17 protein-coding genes are annotated in these 17,591 nt (G+C 71.9%); 6 read left to right on the top strand and 11 right to left on the bottom strand.

Going from position 1 to position 17,591, the window contains the following annotated elements:
- Positions 1-72 precede the first annotated feature (72 nt).
- Positions 73-585 carry a tyrosine-type recombinase/integrase gene (locus ACZ7GX_RS36370; protein WP_498783676.1) on the top strand — a complete coding sequence of 171 codons (513 nt, stop codon included), beginning with the start codon at positions 73-75 and terminating at the stop codon, positions 583-585.
- 28 nt (positions 586-613) lie between these two features.
- Positions 614-1,777, top strand: coding sequence for a lactate 2-monooxygenase (locus tag ACZ7GX_RS36365; RefSeq protein WP_498783674.1), 1,164 nt, complete (start codon positions 614-616; stop codon positions 1,775-1,777).
- On the opposite strand, the gene ACZ7GX_RS36360 is transcribed toward ACZ7GX_RS36365, so the two are convergent.
- Genes ACZ7GX_RS36360 through ACZ7GX_RS36345 form a run of 4 tightly spaced genes read right to left on the bottom strand, consistent with a single transcriptional unit; the run spans position 1,749 to position 4,979 of the window.
- On the bottom strand, positions 1,749-2,567 hold the full coding sequence (locus ACZ7GX_RS36360) for an ESX secretion-associated protein EspG (protein ID WP_498783672.1): 819 nt from the start codon (positions 2,565-2,567) through the stop codon (positions 1,749-1,751). The genes ACZ7GX_RS36365 and ACZ7GX_RS36360 overlap by 29 nt on opposite strands.
- A gap of 23 nt (positions 2,568-2,590) precedes the next feature.
- A complete protein-coding gene (locus ACZ7GX_RS36355) occupies positions 2,591-3,922 on the bottom strand; it encodes a hypothetical protein (RefSeq protein WP_498783670.1) in 1,332 nt (443 codons plus the stop codon).
- Between the two features lie 4 nt (positions 3,923-3,926).
- Positions 3,927-4,535, bottom strand: coding sequence for a DUF3558 domain-containing protein (locus ACZ7GX_RS36350; protein ID WP_498783668.1), 609 nt, complete (start codon positions 4,533-4,535; stop codon positions 3,927-3,929).
- Positions 4,536-4,538: 3 nt separating this feature from the next.
- Positions 4,539-4,979 carry a hypothetical protein gene (locus ACZ7GX_RS36345; RefSeq protein WP_498783666.1) on the bottom strand — a complete coding sequence of 147 codons (441 nt, stop codon included), beginning with the start codon at positions 4,977-4,979 and terminating at the stop codon, positions 4,539-4,541.
- Between the two features lie 151 nt (positions 4,980-5,130).
- On the opposite strand from ACZ7GX_RS36345, the gene ACZ7GX_RS36340 reads away from it, so the two are divergent.
- Positions 5,131-5,994: a prenyltransferase/squalene oxidase repeat-containing protein gene (locus ACZ7GX_RS36340; RefSeq protein WP_498783664.1), complete on the top strand. Its 864-nt coding sequence runs from the start codon at positions 5,131-5,133 to the stop codon at positions 5,992-5,994.
- On the opposite strand, the gene ACZ7GX_RS36335 is transcribed toward ACZ7GX_RS36340, so the two are convergent.
- The 3 genes from ACZ7GX_RS36335 to ACZ7GX_RS36325 form a co-directional block, all read right to left on the bottom strand.
- Positions 5,976-6,644: a helix-turn-helix transcriptional regulator gene (locus ACZ7GX_RS36335; protein WP_498783662.1), complete on the bottom strand. Its 669-nt coding sequence runs from the start codon at positions 6,642-6,644 to the stop codon at positions 5,976-5,978. The genes ACZ7GX_RS36340 and ACZ7GX_RS36335 overlap by 19 nt on opposite strands.
- A gap of 86 nt (positions 6,645-6,730) precedes the next feature.
- On the bottom strand, positions 6,731-8,128 hold the full coding sequence (locus ACZ7GX_RS36330; RefSeq protein ID WP_498783660.1) for a carbohydrate-binding protein: 1,398 nt from the start codon (positions 8,126-8,128) through the stop codon (positions 6,731-6,733).
- 115 nt (positions 8,129-8,243) lie between these two features.
- Complete coding sequence (locus ACZ7GX_RS36325; RefSeq protein ID WP_498783658.1) at positions 8,244-9,917, bottom strand: bifunctional 3'-5' exonuclease/DNA polymerase; 1,674 nt, start codon at positions 9,915-9,917, stop codon at positions 8,244-8,246.
- Positions 9,918-10,141: 224 nt separating this feature from the next.
- Here ACZ7GX_RS36325 and ACZ7GX_RS36320 point away from each other — a divergent pair, with 224 nt between their 5' ends.
- Positions 10,142-11,446: a hypothetical protein gene (locus ACZ7GX_RS36320; protein ID WP_498783656.1), complete on the top strand. Its 1,305-nt coding sequence runs from the start codon at positions 10,142-10,144 to the stop codon at positions 11,444-11,446.
- On the opposite strand, the gene ACZ7GX_RS36315 is transcribed toward ACZ7GX_RS36320, so the two are convergent.
- Complete coding sequence (locus ACZ7GX_RS36315; protein WP_498783654.1) at positions 11,426-12,349, bottom strand: proline dehydrogenase family protein; 924 nt, start codon at positions 12,347-12,349, stop codon at positions 11,426-11,428. The two genes, ACZ7GX_RS36320 and ACZ7GX_RS36315, sit on opposite strands and share 21 nt — an antisense overlap.
- Positions 12,350-12,351: 2 nt before the next feature.
- Positions 12,352-13,977, bottom strand: coding sequence for an L-glutamate gamma-semialdehyde dehydrogenase (gene pruA, locus ACZ7GX_RS36310; RefSeq protein WP_498783652.1), 1,626 nt, complete (start codon positions 13,975-13,977; stop codon positions 12,352-12,354).
- A gap of 114 nt (positions 13,978-14,091) precedes the next feature.
- Between pruA and ACZ7GX_RS36305 the strand changes: the two genes are divergently transcribed.
- Both ACZ7GX_RS36305 and ACZ7GX_RS36300 read left to right on the top strand, forming a co-directional pair.
- Positions 14,092-15,633 (top strand): PucR family transcriptional regulator, encoded by a 1,542-nt coding sequence (locus tag ACZ7GX_RS36305; RefSeq protein WP_498783650.1) that lies wholly within the window; start codon positions 14,092-14,094, stop codon positions 15,631-15,633.
- A gap of 32 nt (positions 15,634-15,665) precedes the next feature.
- Positions 15,666-16,700 carry a fatty acid desaturase family protein gene (locus ACZ7GX_RS36300; RefSeq protein ID WP_498783648.1) on the top strand — a complete coding sequence of 345 codons (1,035 nt, stop codon included), beginning with the start codon at positions 15,666-15,668 and terminating at the stop codon, positions 16,698-16,700.
- Here the strand turns inward: ACZ7GX_RS36300 and ACZ7GX_RS36295 are convergent.
- Both ACZ7GX_RS36295 and ACZ7GX_RS36290 read right to left on the bottom strand, forming a co-directional pair.
- The gene (locus tag ACZ7GX_RS36295; RefSeq protein WP_498783646.1) at positions 16,609-17,277 is read right to left on the bottom strand and encodes a YidC/Oxa1 family membrane protein insertase; all 669 of its coding nucleotides are present in this window, start codon (positions 17,275-17,277) and stop codon (positions 16,609-16,611) included. The genes ACZ7GX_RS36300 and ACZ7GX_RS36295 overlap by 92 nt on opposite strands.
- A 38-nt stretch (positions 17,278-17,315) precedes the next feature.
- The gene (locus ACZ7GX_RS36290) at positions 17,316-17,591 is read right to left on the bottom strand and encodes a DUF6412 domain-containing protein (protein ID WP_498783644.1); all 276 of its coding nucleotides are present in this window, start codon (positions 17,589-17,591) and stop codon (positions 17,316-17,318) included.

Below are 17,591 nucleotides of genomic sequence, written 5' to 3'. Positions count from 1 at the left end.
GCACTGGCAGGCCACCAACGACATCGTCGAGACCATCGACTGGATCCGAGCCGCACCAGACAAAACCCGATCATGACCCGGCGGACACGCCCTAAGGGTGGCAAGGAGCGGGACGTGCCGCTGCCGGACAGCGTCCTGCGAGACCTCGATGCCTACGTCGAGGAGTTCCCGCCGGTCGAGGTGACCTTGCCGTGGAAGGAACCGGACGGTGAGCCGGAGACGGTCTCGCTGATCTTGGTCAACAAGGACGGCAACCCGATCCGGCGGGACGGGTTCAACCAGTACGTGTGGACGCCCGCCCTCGATCGGGCAAAGGTCACGCGGGTGCCGCAGCAGGACGGGATGCACGCGCTGCGGCACTTCTACGCCTCGGTGCTCCTGGACGCGGGCGAGTCGATCAGGGCGCTCGCAGAGTGGCTGGGGCACTCCGACCCGGCCTTCACGATGCGGGTCTACACGCACCTCCTGCCCTCCAGCAGTGATCGCACCCGAAAGGCGGTCGATCGTGTGCTTGCGGGCGACGCGGACGAGGCAGAGCATGATCCGCAGACCGACGACGCGGACGGTTCCGCAGACGGCCTGTAGACGGCCTGAGCGGGGGATGAGGGACAAAGTGACTGGTCAGTTCGCTGCCTACCAGAACGAGATCTACCTGCAAGGGCTGGCGGGGAACGTGCCGCCGTTCACCACGGACCCCGAAGCGCTGGAGGCGTCCGCCCGGGAACGGCTCGGGCCGGGGCCGTTCTGGTACGTGGCGGGTGCGGCCGGTGGAGGTCACACGGCCCGGGCGAACCGGGAGGCGTTCGACGACTGGCGGATCGTGCCGCGGATGCTCACCAACGCCACCGAGCGGCACCTCGGGACGTCCTTGCTGGGCACCGACCTGCCCGCGCCGGTGCTGCTCGCGCCGGTCGGCGTGCAGTCGATCCTGCACCCGGACGGCGAGCTGGCGACCGCGCGTGCGGCGGCGGAGCTGGGTGTGCCGTTCGTGCTGTCCACCGCTGCCTCGCACACGATCGAGGAGGTCGCCGAGGCGGCCGGTGACGCGGCACGGTGGTTCCAGCTCTACTGGCCGAACGACCCGGACGTGGCCGCGAGCATCCTCGACCGCGCGCGCAACGCCGGGTACCGGGTCCTGGTCGTCACCCTCGACACGTGGACGCTCGCGTGGCGCCCGCACGACCTCGACCGGTCCTACCTGCCGTTCCTGCGCGGTGTCGGCACGGCGATCCCCTTCTCCGACCCGGCGTTCCGGGCGGGCCTCGCCGCGCCACCCGAAGAGGACCTGCCGATGGCGATCCTGCGGTGGGTGCAGCTGTTCACCGGCACCGACAAGTCGTGGGACCAGCTGTCGTTCCTGCGCGAGCACTGGGACGGGCCGATCGTGCTCAAGGGCATCCAGCACCCCGACGACGCGCGCAAGGCCGTGGACGCGGGCATGGACGGCATCGTGGTGTCCAACCACGGCGGACGGCAGGTGGACGGCGCGGTCGGGTCGCTCGAGGTGCTGCCGGAGATCGCGGACGCCGTCGGCGAGCAGGTCGAGGTGCTGTTCGACTCCGGCATCCGCAGCGGCGCGGACGTCGTGAAGGCGTTGGCGTTGGGTGCGAAGGCGGTGCTCGTCGGCCGTCCGTTCGCGTACGGCCTGGCGCACGGCGGTCAGGTCGGGGTGCGGCACGTGCTGCGCAGCCTGCTCGCCGACTTCGACCTGACCCTCGGCCTGTCCGGGCACCGCAGCCCGGCCGAGCTCAACCGCGAGGCGCTGCGTCGGCGCTGAGCTGCCGCACCCGGTTCTGCAAGGTGGTGAAGTCGGCCGGCTGCACGGTGATCCACGGCGTGCCGTCGCCGCCGGTCGTCTTCGCCGACAGGTAGCGGCCGGTGATCGTGTCGAAGTACGTCAACGGCGCCGCGCACCGCTGCTTGCGCCCGAACCGGTCACGGCGTGCGGCGTACAGCTGGCCGCCGCCGGTGCGCTGCTCGGCGAGGAGCTTGCGGATCTGCTGCACCTCGGTCACGTGCGCCCCGGTCGGTCGGCTGGCCTGGAGGAACGACCCGCCGTCCTCGTCCGGCCGCGGTTGGCGCGGCTTGTCGTTCAACGCGTCGGCGGGCAGCGAGAGCACGCCACCGCGTCCCGGCTTGGCCTCCGGCAGCGCGGACACCAGGGACTGCACCACGTCCTCCGGCCGCACGGGCTCCAGCACGAAGTGCTTGTCCGCCCGCAGCACCACGCGCAGCGCCTCGTCGCCCGACTGCGCCACCAGCGCGGTGCGGGTCTCGTCGTCGCCCTGGTTGAAGAACGCGTAGTACTCGACGCTCGCGTCCGCGATCAGGCGTAGCGACCGGCCGAGGTCGGCGTGCACCTGCCGACCGCGGGCCAGGCCGAGCCGTTCCAGCTCGGCCCACCCGCGGCGGGCGAGGTCGGCCAAGCCCGTGACGTCACCCTCGGCGAGCCGGTCCTCGTCGAAGTCGACCTGGGTCAGCAGCGCGTTGTGCAGCGTCGGCAGACCTTCGGCCTGCCAGGCGTTGTAGAGCGCGACGACCGGGATGGCCACCCTGGTGCGCAGCACGTTCCCCCCTGTTCCAGCTACTGCTACTCACCGATGACCGGTGGGGCGACCATCGTGCCGTCGCCGAAGATGTCCTCGGTCTCCTGGAGGTACGACGCGGCCTTGTGCTCTTTGTCCTCGTCACCCTGACCACCGGCCGCACCGGCGCCCATCCCGCCCATGGCGCCTGCGCCGGGACCACCGCGACCACCCGCGGCCCCACCGGGCCCGAACCCGCCCGCACCGCCGCCGGGTCCAAAGCCACCGCGACCTTCACCGTGCCCCATGACGCCGGCCGCACCGCCGGGCCCGAACCCGCCGCCCATGCCGCCGGGTCCGCCCATGCCGGGGATCCGGCCGGCACCCATGCCGCCGCCACCCCCACCGCCACCCCCACCACCGCCGCCCCCACCACCGCGGCCACCACCGGGCAGCCCGGGGTTGCCGGGCGGCGTTCCCGGCACGCGGTTGCGCGGGTTGTTGGGGTTGTTCGGGTGGTTGGGGTTGCGCGGGTCGTTCGGGTTGCGCGGGTCGTACGGCAACCTCGGGTCATACGGCAACCGCGGGTCGGACGGGAATCGCGAGTCCGGCGGCAGCGGCGGCGGCCGGTACCCGATGTCGGGCTTGGGCTGGTTGGGGTCGGTCTGCACCCACGACGGCTTGGTCGTGTTGTCGCCCGTGCCGATCGGCGGGATCGTCGGCTCGGTCCACGACGGCTTCGTCGTGCCCGTGTTGGTGGTGCTGCTGGTGCTGGTCGTGCTGGTCGTGTTGTTGTTGGTGGTGTTGTTCTGCTCCTTGCGGGAGCGATCGACTTCGTCGACTTCGTCGATGTTGTTGTTCTCGACGGTGCCGTCGAGTCCGCCCGGCGCCTCGAACGTGGGCATCGAGCTGATCGCGCTCTCCACCCTGGCGCCGTAGCTGTTGTAGACCTGGATGTTGTGCTCGTTGACCTGGGAGTGCGCCTCCACGGCCTTGTCGTAATCGGTGTCCCACGGGATCGCGCCGTTGTACCAGGGCTTGTCCGGCACGGTGACCGGCGGCATGACGTTGTTCGCCGCGTCCCGGAACGCCGTGCTGATCTCCGCGCTCGCCACGCCGGCGGTGTCCGCACTGGTGCCGGCGGTCTCCGACCAACTCGCCAGCGGCGAGGTGCTGGAGCGGGCCTGGTCGCCGGCCGCACCCTCCCAAGAGGCCCCGGACTCGCGAACGGCCCGATTGATGATCTCGCTGACGTCCACCTGACCCTGGGCGATGCCCTGCCAGGTCTGCTCGCTGACGTCGGTCGACTGCGAGGGCCCCTTGCTCTCCGCGAACCAACTGTAGATCTTGTCGGCTCCGACACCCACGCACATCAGTTGGTTTGCGTCACCGGCCATGTCCCTACCCCTTCAGGTTCTCGACCACGATCGCGGCGACCGCGCTCGACACCGAGCACGGGGTGCTGTAGTCGGGCGAATCCTGGTTGTTCACGTCGACCTGGATCATGAACGCCTTGCCCTCGGCCACGGCGACGGCGGTGGAGCACGCCCCGTGCTTGGCGTCGGTGACATCGCCGTTCACCGCCGGGTAGCCCTCCACCTCGGTCGGCTCGAACACGGGGTACTGGGCGCGGTGGGCGTACATGTCGTTCAAGCCGTCGACCTTCGACATGATCGTGACGCCGAGGCTGGTGCCACGACCCACGTCATCAGGTCGGAACTGGCAGGTCGGGCCCACCGGGTCGTTCTCCTTAGCTCCCGGCTTGGTGATGCCCCGGGCGGCCAACTGGTCGGCCTTGAGCAAGGCGCACGGATCACCGACCTTGGCGAGGTCGAGTTCAGGTGCGGTGACCGGAGGGGCTTCGCCATCCGACGACGGCTTCGAGGCCTCGGTGGACGTGCCGGTGGCTTTCGTGGTGGTGACCGGTGTGGGTGTGCCGCCGTTGACCGACGTACAACCGACCAGCACCGTGAAGGACACGGCCGCGATTGCCAGCACTGCTCGCCTCATCGACTACTTCCCCCCGCCGTTGAAGGCGTCTGCTGCTGCCTCGTCCTGGGCCTGGTAGGCGGCCAGGGAGTCCTGGATCTTCTGGATCGTCTTCGTCAACGCTTCGGCCGCCATGGTGTTGGCCCAGGTGTAGCCGCCGACGTCACCGCCTGCCGTCCGCGCGATGGCCTTCACGGCCTCGGCTCCGTAGGGCTCTCCACCCGACGTCATGATCATCATCAGCTGGAACGCGTCGCGGTTGAGCTCCTGCAACCTGTCCCGTGCCTCGACCAGGCCGTCGATCAGCTTCTGGGCCTGCTCGGGGTCGACGCTGAACTGGGTCTGGGTGGCGACAAGTCTGGGGCCGGCACTCATCATGCCCTTCGCCGCGTCGCCCGCGACCTGAGAGACCGTGTCGGCGATGAACCCGATCCTGGCGCCCCCGCCGCTTTCGGCGTCCAACATCGTTCGTGCTCCCCTCACGCTGAACTGCCCGAAGTGATGATGGCACAGGGGCTCGGCCACGTTCGGGGTATCGCCTTGGTTACTCCTGCCGGGGGATGGACGTCCGATCTGTTCAAGACGGCGCGACCTCGGCAGGCATACCGTCAGTGGCATGATCGAAGCTGCACGTTCCTTCATCTGGCTCAACGCACGCGTCCTCGAGCAACGGCGGTTCTCGCACCTCTTCGACGACGGGCCCGGGGAGGCCGTCGTGGCCGCGGTGCTGGCGTATCGCAACGACGACGGCGGGTTCGGGCACGCGTTGGAGCCCGACGGGCGCGGTCCGGAGAGCCAGCCGCTGCACACCTATACCGCGTTGTCGCTGCTGGAAGAGGTGGGTGACACCGAGCACGCCGGGCGCGCGTGCGACTTCCTGACCACGATCACCAACGCGGACGGTGGGGTGCCGAACTGCCTCGACAGCGGGCACGACGGCCTGCGGGCGCCGTGGTGGCAGCCCTCCGGCGATAGCGACCTGCTGGTCACGGCCCTGCTGGCGGGCGTCCTGCACAAGGCGGGCGCCGAGCACGCCTGGCTGGACGGCGCCACGGAGTTCTGCCGGCAGCGCCTGGCGACGCTCACCAAGACCCACCCGTACGAGGCCGCCGCCTGCGTCCGCTTCCTCGACCACGCGCCCGACCGGCCGTGGGCGGAACGGGAGGCGCAGCGGCTCGGGCAGCTCGTGCGCGAGCAGGGGCTGGTGGACGTCGGCGAGGGCAAGGCGCACGAGGGCTACGCGGAAGGCGAGACGCACAAGCCGCACGACTACGCGCCGACGCCCGACAGCCTGGCCCGGCAGTGGTTCAGCGACGACGAGGTGGACGCCGACCTCGACGCCCTGGCGGCACGGCAGCAGGACGACGGCGGCTGGACGTTCCCCTGGGCCGCCTGGACACCCGTCACGACCTACGAGTGGCGCCCCATCGTGACCATCACGGCACTGCTGGCGTTGCGCGCCTACGACCGGATCAGCTGACCCAGCGGCACGCCCGCCAGGTCGCGCACCTCGCGCGACAGGTGCGCCTGGTCGGCGTACCCGGTGCGGTGGGCGACGTCGGCGAACGGCACGCCCCGCCACGCCAGCTTCACCGCCCGGTCGAACCGCAGCACGCGGTGCAGCACCTTGGGCCCGTAGCCGAACGCGGCCAGGCTGCGCCGGTGCAGCTGCCGGGTGCTGAGCCCCAGCGACCAGGCCAGGTCGCCGACGCTCCCCGAAGACGACGCGATGACGCTGGCCACGGGATCCGGCGGCGTTTCCCGCAACCGGGCCAGGGCGGCCGACGCCAGCACCTCGCACGGGTCCTCGGCCGCACCGAGGGCGTCCTCCAGCCGGGCCGACGCACCCCACAGCTCCGCCAGCGGAACGCGCTGGTCACGAAGCTCCACCGCGGGCACGCCGAATGCCGAGGGCCCCACGCCCGGACCGAACCGGACGCCGAACAACGTGCCCGGCCTCGCCCGCGTGACGTGCCCGACCGTGTCCGGCCCGGCCACGAACACCTCGCCCGTGCCCGCCGAGTACATGAGGTCGGTGCACCCGTCCGGCACGACCAGGCCGGGCGCGCCCGACGTCGTGGTCCGGCGCCACGCGCAGGCCAGACCGGGGAACGGGCGTTCCGCGTACACGTGAGGAGATGGTAGTGGGGGGGGGGGGGGGGGGGGGGGGGGGGGGGGGGGCGGGGGGGGGGCCCCCCCCCCCCCCCCACGAGCGCTCACGTGCCGAAGCGGATCCAGTTCACGCTCACGTACGGCGCGGGCTGACCGCTGGTGAACGTGATGTAGACGTCGTGCGTGCCGGTGACGCCCGAGATGTTCGCGGGCACCGTCCGCCAGCTCTGCCAACCGCCGGTGTCGGCGATGGCGAAACTGCCGACGGGCGCCGCCGTCGGGCTGTCCAGCCGCACCTCGACCAGGCCGCTCACCCCGCCGGACGCGCCGGACGCGGCCCTGGCGACGAACTGCGTCGCGGTGCGCGAGCCGAACCGGACGCCGGAGAACCGCAGCGAGTTGCCGTTGGCCAACTGCGCCACCGCCTGCCCGCCGTCACCCGACACGATCGAGCCACCGGACCGCGACGTGGCCTGCTCGGCCTGGATGTCGCTGAACGCGTCCCACCCGCTGCCACCGGGCGGGTTGGTGGTGGTCGTGGTCGTCGGCTGCGTGCCGCCACCCGTCGACCACACCGCCACGTAGTCGACCACCATCGAGTGGCCGGACTGGGTCGCCGAGGTGGGCGTGCCGAAGCCCGCCACGCCGTTGGGGAACGCGCCGCCCATGGCCAGGTTCAGCAGCAGGAAGTAGCCCGCGTGGCTGGTCATGTTGTTCCACGTGGTCGCGTCCAGCTGGTTCTGCGTGACGCTGTGGAACTGCTGCCCGTCCACGTACCAGCGCAGCGCCTTGGGCGAGGAGCTGTCGTCCCACTCGAACCGGTAGGTGTGGAACGCCGACTGGCACGTCGAGCCGGGGCACGCGCGGCTCGCGCCGAGGCCGTTGGTCTCGTTGCACGGCCCGCCGGGGTTCACGCCGCAGTGCAGCACGCCCCAGACGGAGTTGATGCCGTTGACGTTCTCCATGATGTCGAACTCGCCGATGGCGGGCCAGTTCCAGTAGTTGCCCCGGTACGGCGAGCCGAGCGCCCAGAACGCGGGCCAGTAGCCGAGCGCGGCCTGGCCGGTGACGTTGGGCATCTGGATGCGGCCCTCGATGGCGAGCTTGCCGCCCGCCGGCGGCTTGAAGTTCGACCGCTGGGTCTCGATGCGGGCGGACGTCCAGTTGCCCGAGCCGTCGCGCAGGGCGGTGATGCGCAGGTTGCCCGAGCCGTCCAGCTTGATGTTGTTCGTGCTGTTGGTGTAGTTCTGGATCTCGCCGGTGCCCCAGTTGCCCGGACCGCCCGGGTAGCCGTGGCCGAGGTCGAAGATCCAGTTCGAGGACGACGGCAGGGTGTTCGCGGCGCCGTTGAAGTCATCGCTCCACTGCAACGTCCAGCCCGGCGGGGTGGACGGCACCGAGGCGTCGGCCGACATCGTGGCGACGACCGCCAGCGGCACGGTGGTGATCAGGGCGGCAGCGGTCGCGAGGACGCGCCGTCGTCTGCTCCGGCTGAACTCCATGAGCGGTGACCTCCTTGTCACTGTTCCCCAGCGTTCGGCACGACAACGAATTGCCTTCCGACTCATGAGAGCGCTCTCATGATGATCGATCAAGGGGCCGAACGGCGCAAAAGCCCTATTTCGCGTCGGCGTAGGAGTCGACCGGCACGGCTTTGAGCGGGAAGCGGACCGGTGTCGCGCCGAACACCAGCCGTGACGCCTCCTCTCCCGACGCCGTCACCTCCGCGCACACCACCTCGGCCTGCTCTCGCGGGCAGTGCACCAGCACCTCGTCGTGCTGGAAGAACACCAGGTGCGCGCCCGGCGCCGACCGGTGCAGGCGCCGCCGCAGCACGCCGAGCAGCGCCGCCGTCCAGTCCGCCGCGCTGGCCTGCACCACGAAGTTGCGGGTGAACCGGCCCCAGTCCCGCGCGGCCCGCCGCGACTGCCGCACCGCGTCCTCGCCGTCGTCGGCGTTGCCGGTCGTCTCGTGCCACGCGGCCGACGGCGGCGGGCTGGTGCGGCCCAGCCGGGAGCGGACCATCCGACCCTGCTCGCCCGCCAGCGCGGCGGCCTCCACGTACCCGACGGCTTCGGGGAAGCGGCGGCGCAGCACCGCCATCGCGGGACCGGCCCCACCGCCCGTGCCGCCGTACATCGCGGACAGCATGGCGAGCTTGGCCTTGCCCCGGTCGCCGTCGAACGCCTCCGCGGCCAACGTCGTGTAGAGGTCGTCGTCCGTCGAGACCTCGGTGAACTTGTGGTCGTTCGACAACGCCGCCAGCACGCGCGGCTCCAGCTGCGCCGCGTCCGCCGCCACCAGCTTCCACCCCGGATCGGCCCGCACCGCCGTGCGCAGCGTGCGCGGGATCTGCAACGCCGCCCCGCCCCGGGTCGCCCACCGCCCGGACACCACGCCGCCGACCACGTAGTCCGGCCGGAACCGCCCGTCCGCCACCCAGGCGTCCAGCCACGACCAGCCGTGCGCCACCCACAGCCGGGCCAGCTCCTTGTACTCCAGCAGCGGCTCGACGGCCGGGTGGTCGACGCCCTTGAGCACCCACGCGCGGGCCGACGGCACGTCGATGCCCTCCCGGGCGAACGCGCGCACGATGCCCGGCGGGTGGTCGGGGTTGACCTGCTTGCCGCCGAACGCCGCCGTGATCCGGTCGACCAGCTCGGCGAGCCTGGCCGGGCGCACGCCGTTGGCCGGCCGCGGTCCCAGCGTGTCCACCAGGAGCTTCTCGTGCACGTCGACCCGCCACGGCAGGCCGAAGTGCGTCATCTCGGCGGCGGCCAGCGCGCTGGCCGACTCGGCCGCGAACAGCAGCCGCAACCCGTCGGCGTGGGCGAGCGCGGCGACCAGCCGCTGCTGCTCGACGTGCACCGCGATCACCGCGTCGAGCGGGTCGACGTCGCCGGGCAGCCGCCGCTGCTCGGGCTCGAACAGCGTCGGCTGGGCGTCGCGCTTGCGGGGCCCGTGGTCCTCCGGCACCGGCAGCCCGCGCAGCCGGGCGACCGCCGCACCCAGGCCGCGCGGCTCGCCGTGCCTGCCCTGGTAGGCCAGCAGCAGGTACTCGACGTGCGCCAGGTCCTGGCACCGCTCGACCCGCACCCCTCGTGCCAGCAGGTCGGGGTAGACCTCCGCCGTCTCCGCCCACAGCCACCGGGGTCTGTGCCGGTCCTCCAGCTCGGACACCGCCGCCGCCAGGTCCGCCGTCGCCACCGCCGGTCCTTCGGGCACCCCGGTATCGGCGAGCACGCGGAACCGCCCCGCGTTCTCGCCGTCCGACACCAGAGCTACGAGCACGCGTCGATTGTGGACGACACCACCGACAGTGTTGGATTGCCGCTGCTCCGCAGACGGCTGGCGAGGTCGCCGGGAAGTCGGTCGTTCGCGCCCTGATTCGCCGACGATCGAAATGCGTGATCGCCGGCGAATGAGGACGCGAACGACCGACGCGACCTCGCGGGGAGGGGGCGGACCGGACCGGTCGCCTGATCGTGGCGCGAGGCGGGGAGCAGGATGTGCCGGTGGACCGCACCCTGTCGCCCGGTGAGCTGCTGGATCCGCGGCACGAGGTGGTGCCGTTCCACGGGCGCGTGGACGAGTTGGCCGAACTGGCGCGCTGGCGCGACGGCGACGACGCGTGCTCCGTCCTGCTCCTGCACGGTCCGGCGGGCGTCGGCAAGACCCGGTTGGCGCGGCACTTCGCGGCGGGCTCGGACGTCCTGGTCGTGGACGACGCCGACCTCGTGGACCACCTCGACTTCCGCCACCCCCGCGTGCTGCTGGTCGCCCGGACCACGGGCTGGTGGTGGTCGGCCCACCGGCAACGTGCCGCCGACCGGGGCTACCGCACCGCGGACCTCGCCGTCACCGCCAACCCGGACGAGCACGAGACGTCCTACGCCACCGCCTGCGCCCACTTCGCCTACGCCCTGGGCCTCCCGATCCCGACCACGCCACCGCCGGACGCGCCGACGCTGCACGACCTGCACCTGGCCGCCCTCACCGCCGTGCACGGCTCACCCGTCGAGCCGCCACCGACCCGCGGCCGGCTCGCGGAGGACGCGCTGGCCGCCACGCTGCTGGACGACCGGATCACCCCCGACCGCACGCCGGAGGCCCTGGAGCTCCTGCTCCGCGCCGCCGCACGCCTGCCGCACGCGCGCCGCCGCGCCGAGGAGCTGTTCACCGCGCACCCGGACCTCGCGGACACCGCCACCGGCGCGACCCTGAGGATCCTCGCCGAGTGGCCCGCACCGGCCAGGGCGATCGCCCGCCGCGTCTTCGACGACCCGCGCTTCCACGGCGACCCGCTGCCCGCCATCCTCACCCGGACCCTCGCGCGGGACGCCGCGGACGAGCTGGAACGGGCCGAGCTGCACGGCCTGCTGGCCGCCCGCGCCGCCCTGGCGTCGCTGCACGAGGAAGCGCTGGCGGCGGCACGCGAAGAGGTCGCCCTCTACCGCGGACTGGCCGAGGAGGACCCGGCCGAGCACCGCCCCGCGCTCGCGGACGCCTTGGGGGACCTGGGCTTGCGGTGCGTGGCGGCAGGGCGGCCCGAGGACGCCTTGGCGGCGTGCCGGGAAGCCGTGGAGCTGTGCCGGGTCGTCGCCGCCCAAGACCCCGACTGCACGCCGCAGCTCGCCGGCGCGCTCGACCGGCTGAGCAGGCGCTGCGCCGCGCTCGGTCGCCGTGACGAGGCGCTGGCCGCGATCGACGAGGCCGCCGACCTCTACCGCGACCTCGCGCAGGCCCACCCGAGGTTGTTCCGGGTGGACCTGGCGAAGGTCACCGACCAGCGGCTCGGGCTAGCCCGTGGTGACCAGTGAGCGGAGGAAGAACGCCACGTTCGCCGGGCGCTCCGCCAGCCGCCGCATGAAGTAGCCGTACCACTGGTCGCCGTACGGCACGTAGACGCGCATGCGGTTGCCCGCGCCGGCGATGCGGCGCTGCTCGTCCGGCCGGATGCCGTACAGCATCTGGTACTCGTAGGTCTGCGGCGACCGGTCCCCGGCCAGCTCGCCCGCGATCGCGATCAGCCGCGGGTCGTGCGAGGCGACCATCGGGTAGCCCTCGCCCGCCATCAGCACCTTCAGGCACCGCACGTACGACCGGTCGACGTCGGTCTTGTCCTGGAACGCCACCGAGGCGGGCTCCCGGTACGCGCCCTTGCACAGCCGCACGCGCGACCCGGCGTGCGCCAGGTCCCGGCAGTCCTGCTCGGTCCGCTTCAGGTACGCCTGGAGCACCGCGCCGACCCACGGGAAGTCCACCCGCAGCTCGCGCAGGATGCCCAGGGTCGAGTCGGTGGTGGTGTGGTCCTCCATGTCGAGGGTGACCGTGGTGCCGACCGCGCCCGCCGCCGAGCAGATGCGGCGGGCGTTCTCCAGCGCGATCTTCTCGCCGTCCACGGGCAGGAACTGGCCCACCGCGGACAGCTTCACCGACACCTCGGCCCGCTCGGTGTGCCCGGCGAGCTCCAGCCTGCGCAGCAGGTCCAGGTACGCCTCGACGGTGGCCGAGGCCTGCGCCGCGTCCCGGGTGTCCTCGCCGAGGTGGTCCAGCGTGACGTACCGGCCGTCGGCCAGCACCTCGCCGGTGGTGGCGACGGCCGCGGCCACGTCGTCGCCGGAGATGAAGCGCTTGACGACCGGCCGGGTCAGCGGCGTGCGTTCGACGAGCTCGCGGACGGCCCCGGAGCGCGAGGCGGCGAGCAGCGCGGTGCGGAGCATGATCACCCCTGGTGCGGGTAGCGGTAGGAGGTCGGAGCCGCGAACGTCTCCTTGATCGAACGCGGGCTCACCCAGCGCAGCAGGTTGTGCACCGAGCCCGCCTTGTCGTTCGTGCCCGACGCCCGACCGCCGCCGAACGGCTGCTGGCCCACGACCGCGCCGGTCGGCTTGTCGTTGACGTAGAAATTGCCCGCGGCGAACCGCAGCTCGTGCTGCGCGTGCACGATCGCGGCGCGGTCCCGCGCGATGATCGCGCCGGTCAGCGCGTACGGTGCGGCGCTCTCCATCTGCCGCAGCACGGTGTCGTAGTCGGAGTCCTCGAACACGTGCACGGCCAGCACCGGCCCGAAGTACTCGGTGGTGAAGACCTCGTGCTCCGGGTTGCTGCCCACCAGCACGGTCGGCCGCACGAAGAAGCCCTCGGAGTCGTCCGCCGTGCCGCCGGCGACGACCTCCAGCTGGTCGTCCGCGTGCGCGGCCTTCAGCACGCCCGACAGCTTGTCGAACGAGCGCCGGTCGATGACCGCGCCCATGAAGTTCGACAGGTCCGTGACGTCGCCCATGGTCAGCGACTCGACGTCGGCCAGGAAGTCGTCCTTCACCCGGTTCCACACCGAGCGCGGGACGTACGCGCGGGACGCGGCCGAGCACTTCTGGCCCTGGTACTCGAACGCGCCGCGGACCAGCGCGGTGCGCAGCACGTCCACGTCGGCCGACGGGTGCGCCAGCACGAAGTCCTTGCCGCCGGTCTCGCCGACGATCCGCGGGTACGACCGGTAGCCGGCGATGTTCGCGCCCACCTGGCCCCACAGGTGCTGGAACGTGCGGGTGGAGCCGGTGAAGTGGATGCCCGCGAGGTCCGGGTCGGCCAACGCCACCTCGGACACGGCCAGGCCGTCACCGGGCAGCAGGTTGATCACGCCCGGCGGCAGGCCCGCCTCTTCGAGCAGCCGCATGGTCAGGTGCGCGGCGAAGCTCTGCGTCGGCGACGGCTTCCACAGCACCACGTTGCCCATCAGGGCGGGTGCGGTGGGCAGGTTGCCCGCGATGGCGGTGAAGTTGAACGGCGTGATCGCGTAGACGAAGCCCTCCAGCGGGCGGTGGTCCGTGCGGTTCCACACGCCGGGGGACGACTGCGGCTGCTCGGCGAGCAGCCGACGGCCGAAGGAGACGTTGAAGCGCCAGAAGTCGATCAGCTCGCACGCGGCGTCGATCTCGGCCTGGATCGCGGTCTTCGACTGGCCGAGCATGGTGGCCGCGTTGAGCGTGGCCCGCCACTTGGTCGCGAGCAGGTCGGCGGCGCGCAGCAGGATCGCGGCGCGGTCGTCGTAGGACATCGCGCGCCACGCGGGCGCGGCCTGCTTCGCGGCGGCGATGGCGTCCCGCGTGTCCTGCTGCGTGGCGCCGTGCAGCGTGCCGAGGACGGCGCGGTGGTTGTGCGGCTGCACGACGTCGAAGCGCTCGCCGCCGCCGACCCGCTGCTCACCGCCGATGGTGAGGGTCAGCTCGGTGGGCTCCTTGGCCAGCTCGGCCAGCTTCGCCTGCAGCTGCGCGCGCTCCGGGGTGCCGGGGGCGTAGCCGAGGACGGGCTCGTTCACCGGTGCGGGGACCGAGGTCACGGCATCCACAAGCAGCTCCTTCGCCACAGGGTTGGGGTTGACCCAACGGTAGGACTTCCAACCATGCGTCCCGTTGTCCGCGCGTCTAGGCTTGGCCACCCCTCGTTGTGGAACTGGACAAAGATGAGCCTGCGGCAGGTCCTGATCGCGCTCGGCGACCCGCTGGTCGAGGTGCGGGTCGCGCCGCACGGGCTGGAGGCCGACGTCCTCGACGTGGTCATCCTCGACCCGGACGACACGCCCGACGTGCGGCCCGGCGACCTCGCGCTGATCATCGGCGCCCGCGGGCGGGCGGCGTCACCGCTGGTCAGGGCGGCCGGGGCCGGGGGAGCGGTGGCCGTCGCGGTCAAGGTCGACGCGCCGTCGACCGCGCTGCGGCAGGCGGCGGCGGACGCGGGCGTGGCGCTGCTGGCCGTGCGGCCCGAGGTCCGCTGGGAACACCTCGAAGCGCTCGCCCGCGGTGTCGTGCGCAACGCCCGCGTGACGGCCGACGCGGGCGCGGGCGAGGTGCTCGGCGACCTGTTCGGCCTCGCCCAGACCATCGCCTCGCTGACCGGCGGCATCGTCAGCATCGAGGACACCGCCAGCCGCGTGCTGGCCTACTCCCGTTCCACCGACGAGGTGGACGAGCTGCGCCGGCTGTCGATCCTCGGCCGCCAAGGGCCGGAGCCGTACCTGAAGATGCTTCGCGAGTGGGGCGTCTACCAGCGCCTGCGCTCCGGCGAGGAGGTCGTGCGCATCGACGAACGCCCCGAGCTGGGCATCCGCCGCCGCCTCGCCGTCGGCATCCACGCGGGCACGCAGCCGCTCGGCACGATCTGGGTGCAGGAGGGCGACACGCCGCTGGCCGAGCAGGCCGAGCGCGCCCTCCTCGGCGCGGCCCGCGTCACCGCCCTGCACCTGGTCCAGCAGCGCGAGCCCGCCGCCGCGTTCCGGGAGAACCTGCTCGCGTCCCTGCTCGACGGCCGGATGGACGCCGAGGCGATCGCCGAGCAGATCGGCGCGGACCCGGACAAGCCCGCCGCCGTCGTCGTCTTCGCGCTGCGCGGGCAGGAGCACACCGACCGCACGCAGCACGAGCTGCGCCGGGCCGAGATGACCAGCCTGATCTCCGTGCACGCCGCCGCGTACCGGCGCAGCGCGCTCGTGAGCCAGCAGAGCGGTCGCACGTACGCCCTGCTCACCGACCTGCCGCCGAAGGCGCCGCTGCTGACGTTGACCAAGGAGATCGTGGCCGCCGCGCGCAAGCACATGGGCCTGCGGGTGCAGGGCGCGATCGGCTCCACCGTGCCGACGGTGGACGAGGTGATGCTCTCCCGCGACGAGGCCGACCGCGTGCTCGACGCGATGTCGCGCGACCTCGACGCCGACGTGGCGACGCTGGAGGACGTCCGGTCCCGGGTGTTGATCAGTGAAACCCTCGCGCTTTTGGCCGAGCACCCGCGCATCCGGGATCCGCGACTCGCGAAGCTCGATGGGGAACTGGCCCGTTCACTTTTGGTCTACCTGGACGAATTCGGTGACGTGAAACGCGCAGCCGCGCAACTGCACGTTCACCCCAACACGCTCCGATACCGCCTCCGACGTGCGGCGGAGGTCGGCGGATTCGATCTCGACGACCCGCTGATCCGGTTGTTCGCCCAGTTGCAACTCAGGCTGGGCTGAAGCCCGGCGCCCGCGCGCCGTACCCTCCGGGAGTGAGCACCCAAGCCCGCGGCAGCGACTTCGCTGAATTGTCCAGGTTGGTCAAGCAGCAAGGTCTGCTCGACCGGCGCATCGGTTTCTACATCACGTTCCTGGTCGCAGTGCTGGCCGCCTTCGGCCTGACCGGGGTGGCGATGGTGCTGATCGGCGACTCTTGGTGGCAGCTCGTGCCGGCCGCCGTGCTCGCCGTCGTCTTCACCCAGATCGCGTTCCTCGGGCACGACGCCGGCCACCGGCAGGTGTTCGCGGAGCACAAGGCGAACCAGACCATGGGCCTGCTGCTCGGCAACCTGCTGATCGGCGTCGGCTACGGCTGGTGGATGGGCAAGCACACCCGCCACCACGCCAACCCCAACCACGAGGACGAGGACCCGGACGTCGACATCGCCGTCCTCGCGTTCAGCGCCGAGCAGGCCGAGCGCAAGCGCGGCTTCTTCCGCTGGGTCGTCAAGCGCCAGGCGTACCTCTTCTTCCCGCTGCTGCTGCTCGAAGGCTTCAGCCTGCACGTCATCAGCACCGCCGCCGCGGTGCGCCGCGACGTCAAGAGCTGGCGGCTGGAGGTCGCGCTGCTGACCGTGCACGTCGCGGTCTACCTGACCTCGGTGTTCCTGCTCATGTCCCCGCTGAAGGCGATCGCGTTCATCGCGGTGCACCAGGGCCTGTTCGGCGTCTACATGGGCATCTCGTTCGCGCCCAACCACAAGGGCATGCCGGTGCTGCAGGCCGGCCACCAGCTCGACTTCCTGCGCAAGCAGGTGCTGACCTCCCGCAACGTCACCGGCGGCTGGTTCACCGACTTCCTGCTCGGCGGCCTGAACTACCAGATCGAGCACCACCTGTTCCCGAGCATGCCGCGACCGAACCTGCGCAAGGCGCAGGCCCTGGTCCGCGACTTCTGCCACCGGCAGTCGGTGTCCTACGCCGAGTGCGGCCTGTTCACGTCGTACGGGTACGTGCTGAAGTACCTGCACGAGGCGGGAGCTGAACTGCGCGGTACAGGAACGCTCGCTCCAGCAGGGTCCAGGTAGTCGTCGTCACCAGGTAGATCCCGGCCGCCAGCGGCAGCACGGCGGCGATCAGCACGGTCCCGAACGGCAGGAGCCGCAGCAGCCCGGCGAACGGCGGCTGCGGCCCGCCGTTCCTCAGGGCGACCGCCGCCTGCCACCGCGAGGTGGCGAACGCGACCCCGGTGAGCAGGGCGAACAGCGCCAGGAACACCGGCGTGTGCGCCCACACGCCGAACCAGTGCGTGCCCAGCGGCACGCCGAGCAGCGTGCCGTCCAGCAGCGGGTTCGGCGTGGTGACCAGCCGGTACATCACCATGAAGAACGGCACCTGCACCAACGCGGGCAGGCAGCCGGCCAGCATCGACGTGCCGTTGGACCGGTAGAGCTCCAGGGTCTTCTCCTGGAGCTTCACCCGGTCCTTGCCGTACTTCTTGGACAGCTCGCGGACCTCGGGCGCCAACGCGGCGCGGGCTTTCTCGCCGCGCACGGCGGCACGGCTGAGCGGGTGCACGAGCAGCCGCACGACGACGGTGAAGGCGACGATGGCCAGGGCGGGCGTGGCGAACGCGGCCAGGGTTGAACCCAGGGCGTGGAACAAGGGGGACTCCGTCCTCAGAGCAAGGGGAACTGCGGGCCTCAGGAGTGCAGGCCCAGTCCCGGAGCTCGAGGACGGGGACGGCCCGCCGCGTCGGGGTCGCGCAGCCGCAGGAACGCGGCGCGCAGTGACTTCTCGCGGATCGACAGCGACCGCACCCAGGCGGGCGCGGCCTGCACCACCGGCGTGGCGGTGAGCAGCAGCACGACCAGGGCCACGGCCGTCACGGCGGCGAGCACCTCGGTGGGCGTGCTGAGCAGCGTGAGGGCGTAGACGGCGGGGAGGTACAGCGCCAACAGCAGTTGCAGCCTGGCCAT

The organism is Actinosynnema sp. NPDC037264, from assembly GCF_055603705.1.
Note: the sequence above shows the minus strand (reverse complement) of the source record. Positions and strands in the feature narration are given on the sequence as shown.

What these genes read in the sequence shown, in the direction of transcription:
- ACZ7GX_RS36370 (WP_498783676.1), top strand. Translation starts at nt 73, where the DNA reads ATGACCCGGCGGACACGCCCTAAGGGTGGCAAGGAGCGGGACGTGCCG.
- ACZ7GX_RS36355 (WP_498783670.1), bottom strand. Translation starts at nt 3,922, where the DNA reads ATGGCCGGTGACGCAAACCAACTGATGTGCGTGGGTGTCGGAGCCGAC.
- ACZ7GX_RS36350 (WP_498783668.1), bottom strand. Translation starts at nt 4,535, where the DNA reads ATGAGGCGAGCAGTGCTGGCAATCGCGGCCGTGTCCTTCACGGTGCTG.
- ACZ7GX_RS36345 (WP_498783666.1), bottom strand. Translation starts at nt 4,979, where the DNA reads ATGTTGGACGCCGAAAGCGGCGGGGGCGCCAGGATCGGGTTCATCGCC.
- ACZ7GX_RS36340 (WP_498783664.1), top strand. Translation starts at nt 5,131, where the DNA reads ATGATCGAAGCTGCACGTTCCTTCATCTGGCTCAACGCACGCGTCCTC.
- ACZ7GX_RS36330 (WP_498783660.1), bottom strand. Translation starts at nt 8,128, where the DNA reads ATGGAGTTCAGCCGGAGCAGACGACGGCGCGTCCTCGCGACCGCTGCC.
- ACZ7GX_RS36315 (WP_498783654.1), bottom strand. Translation starts at nt 12,349, where the DNA reads ATGCTCCGCACCGCGCTGCTCGCCGCCTCGCGCTCCGGGGCCGTCCGC.
- ACZ7GX_RS36305 (WP_498783650.1), top strand. Translation starts at nt 14,092, where the DNA reads ATGAGCCTGCGGCAGGTCCTGATCGCGCTCGGCGACCCGCTGGTCGAG.
- ACZ7GX_RS36290 (WP_498783644.1), bottom strand. Translation starts at nt 17,591, where the DNA reads ATGGCCAGGCTGCAACTGCTGTTGGCGCTGTACCTCCCCGCCGTCTAC.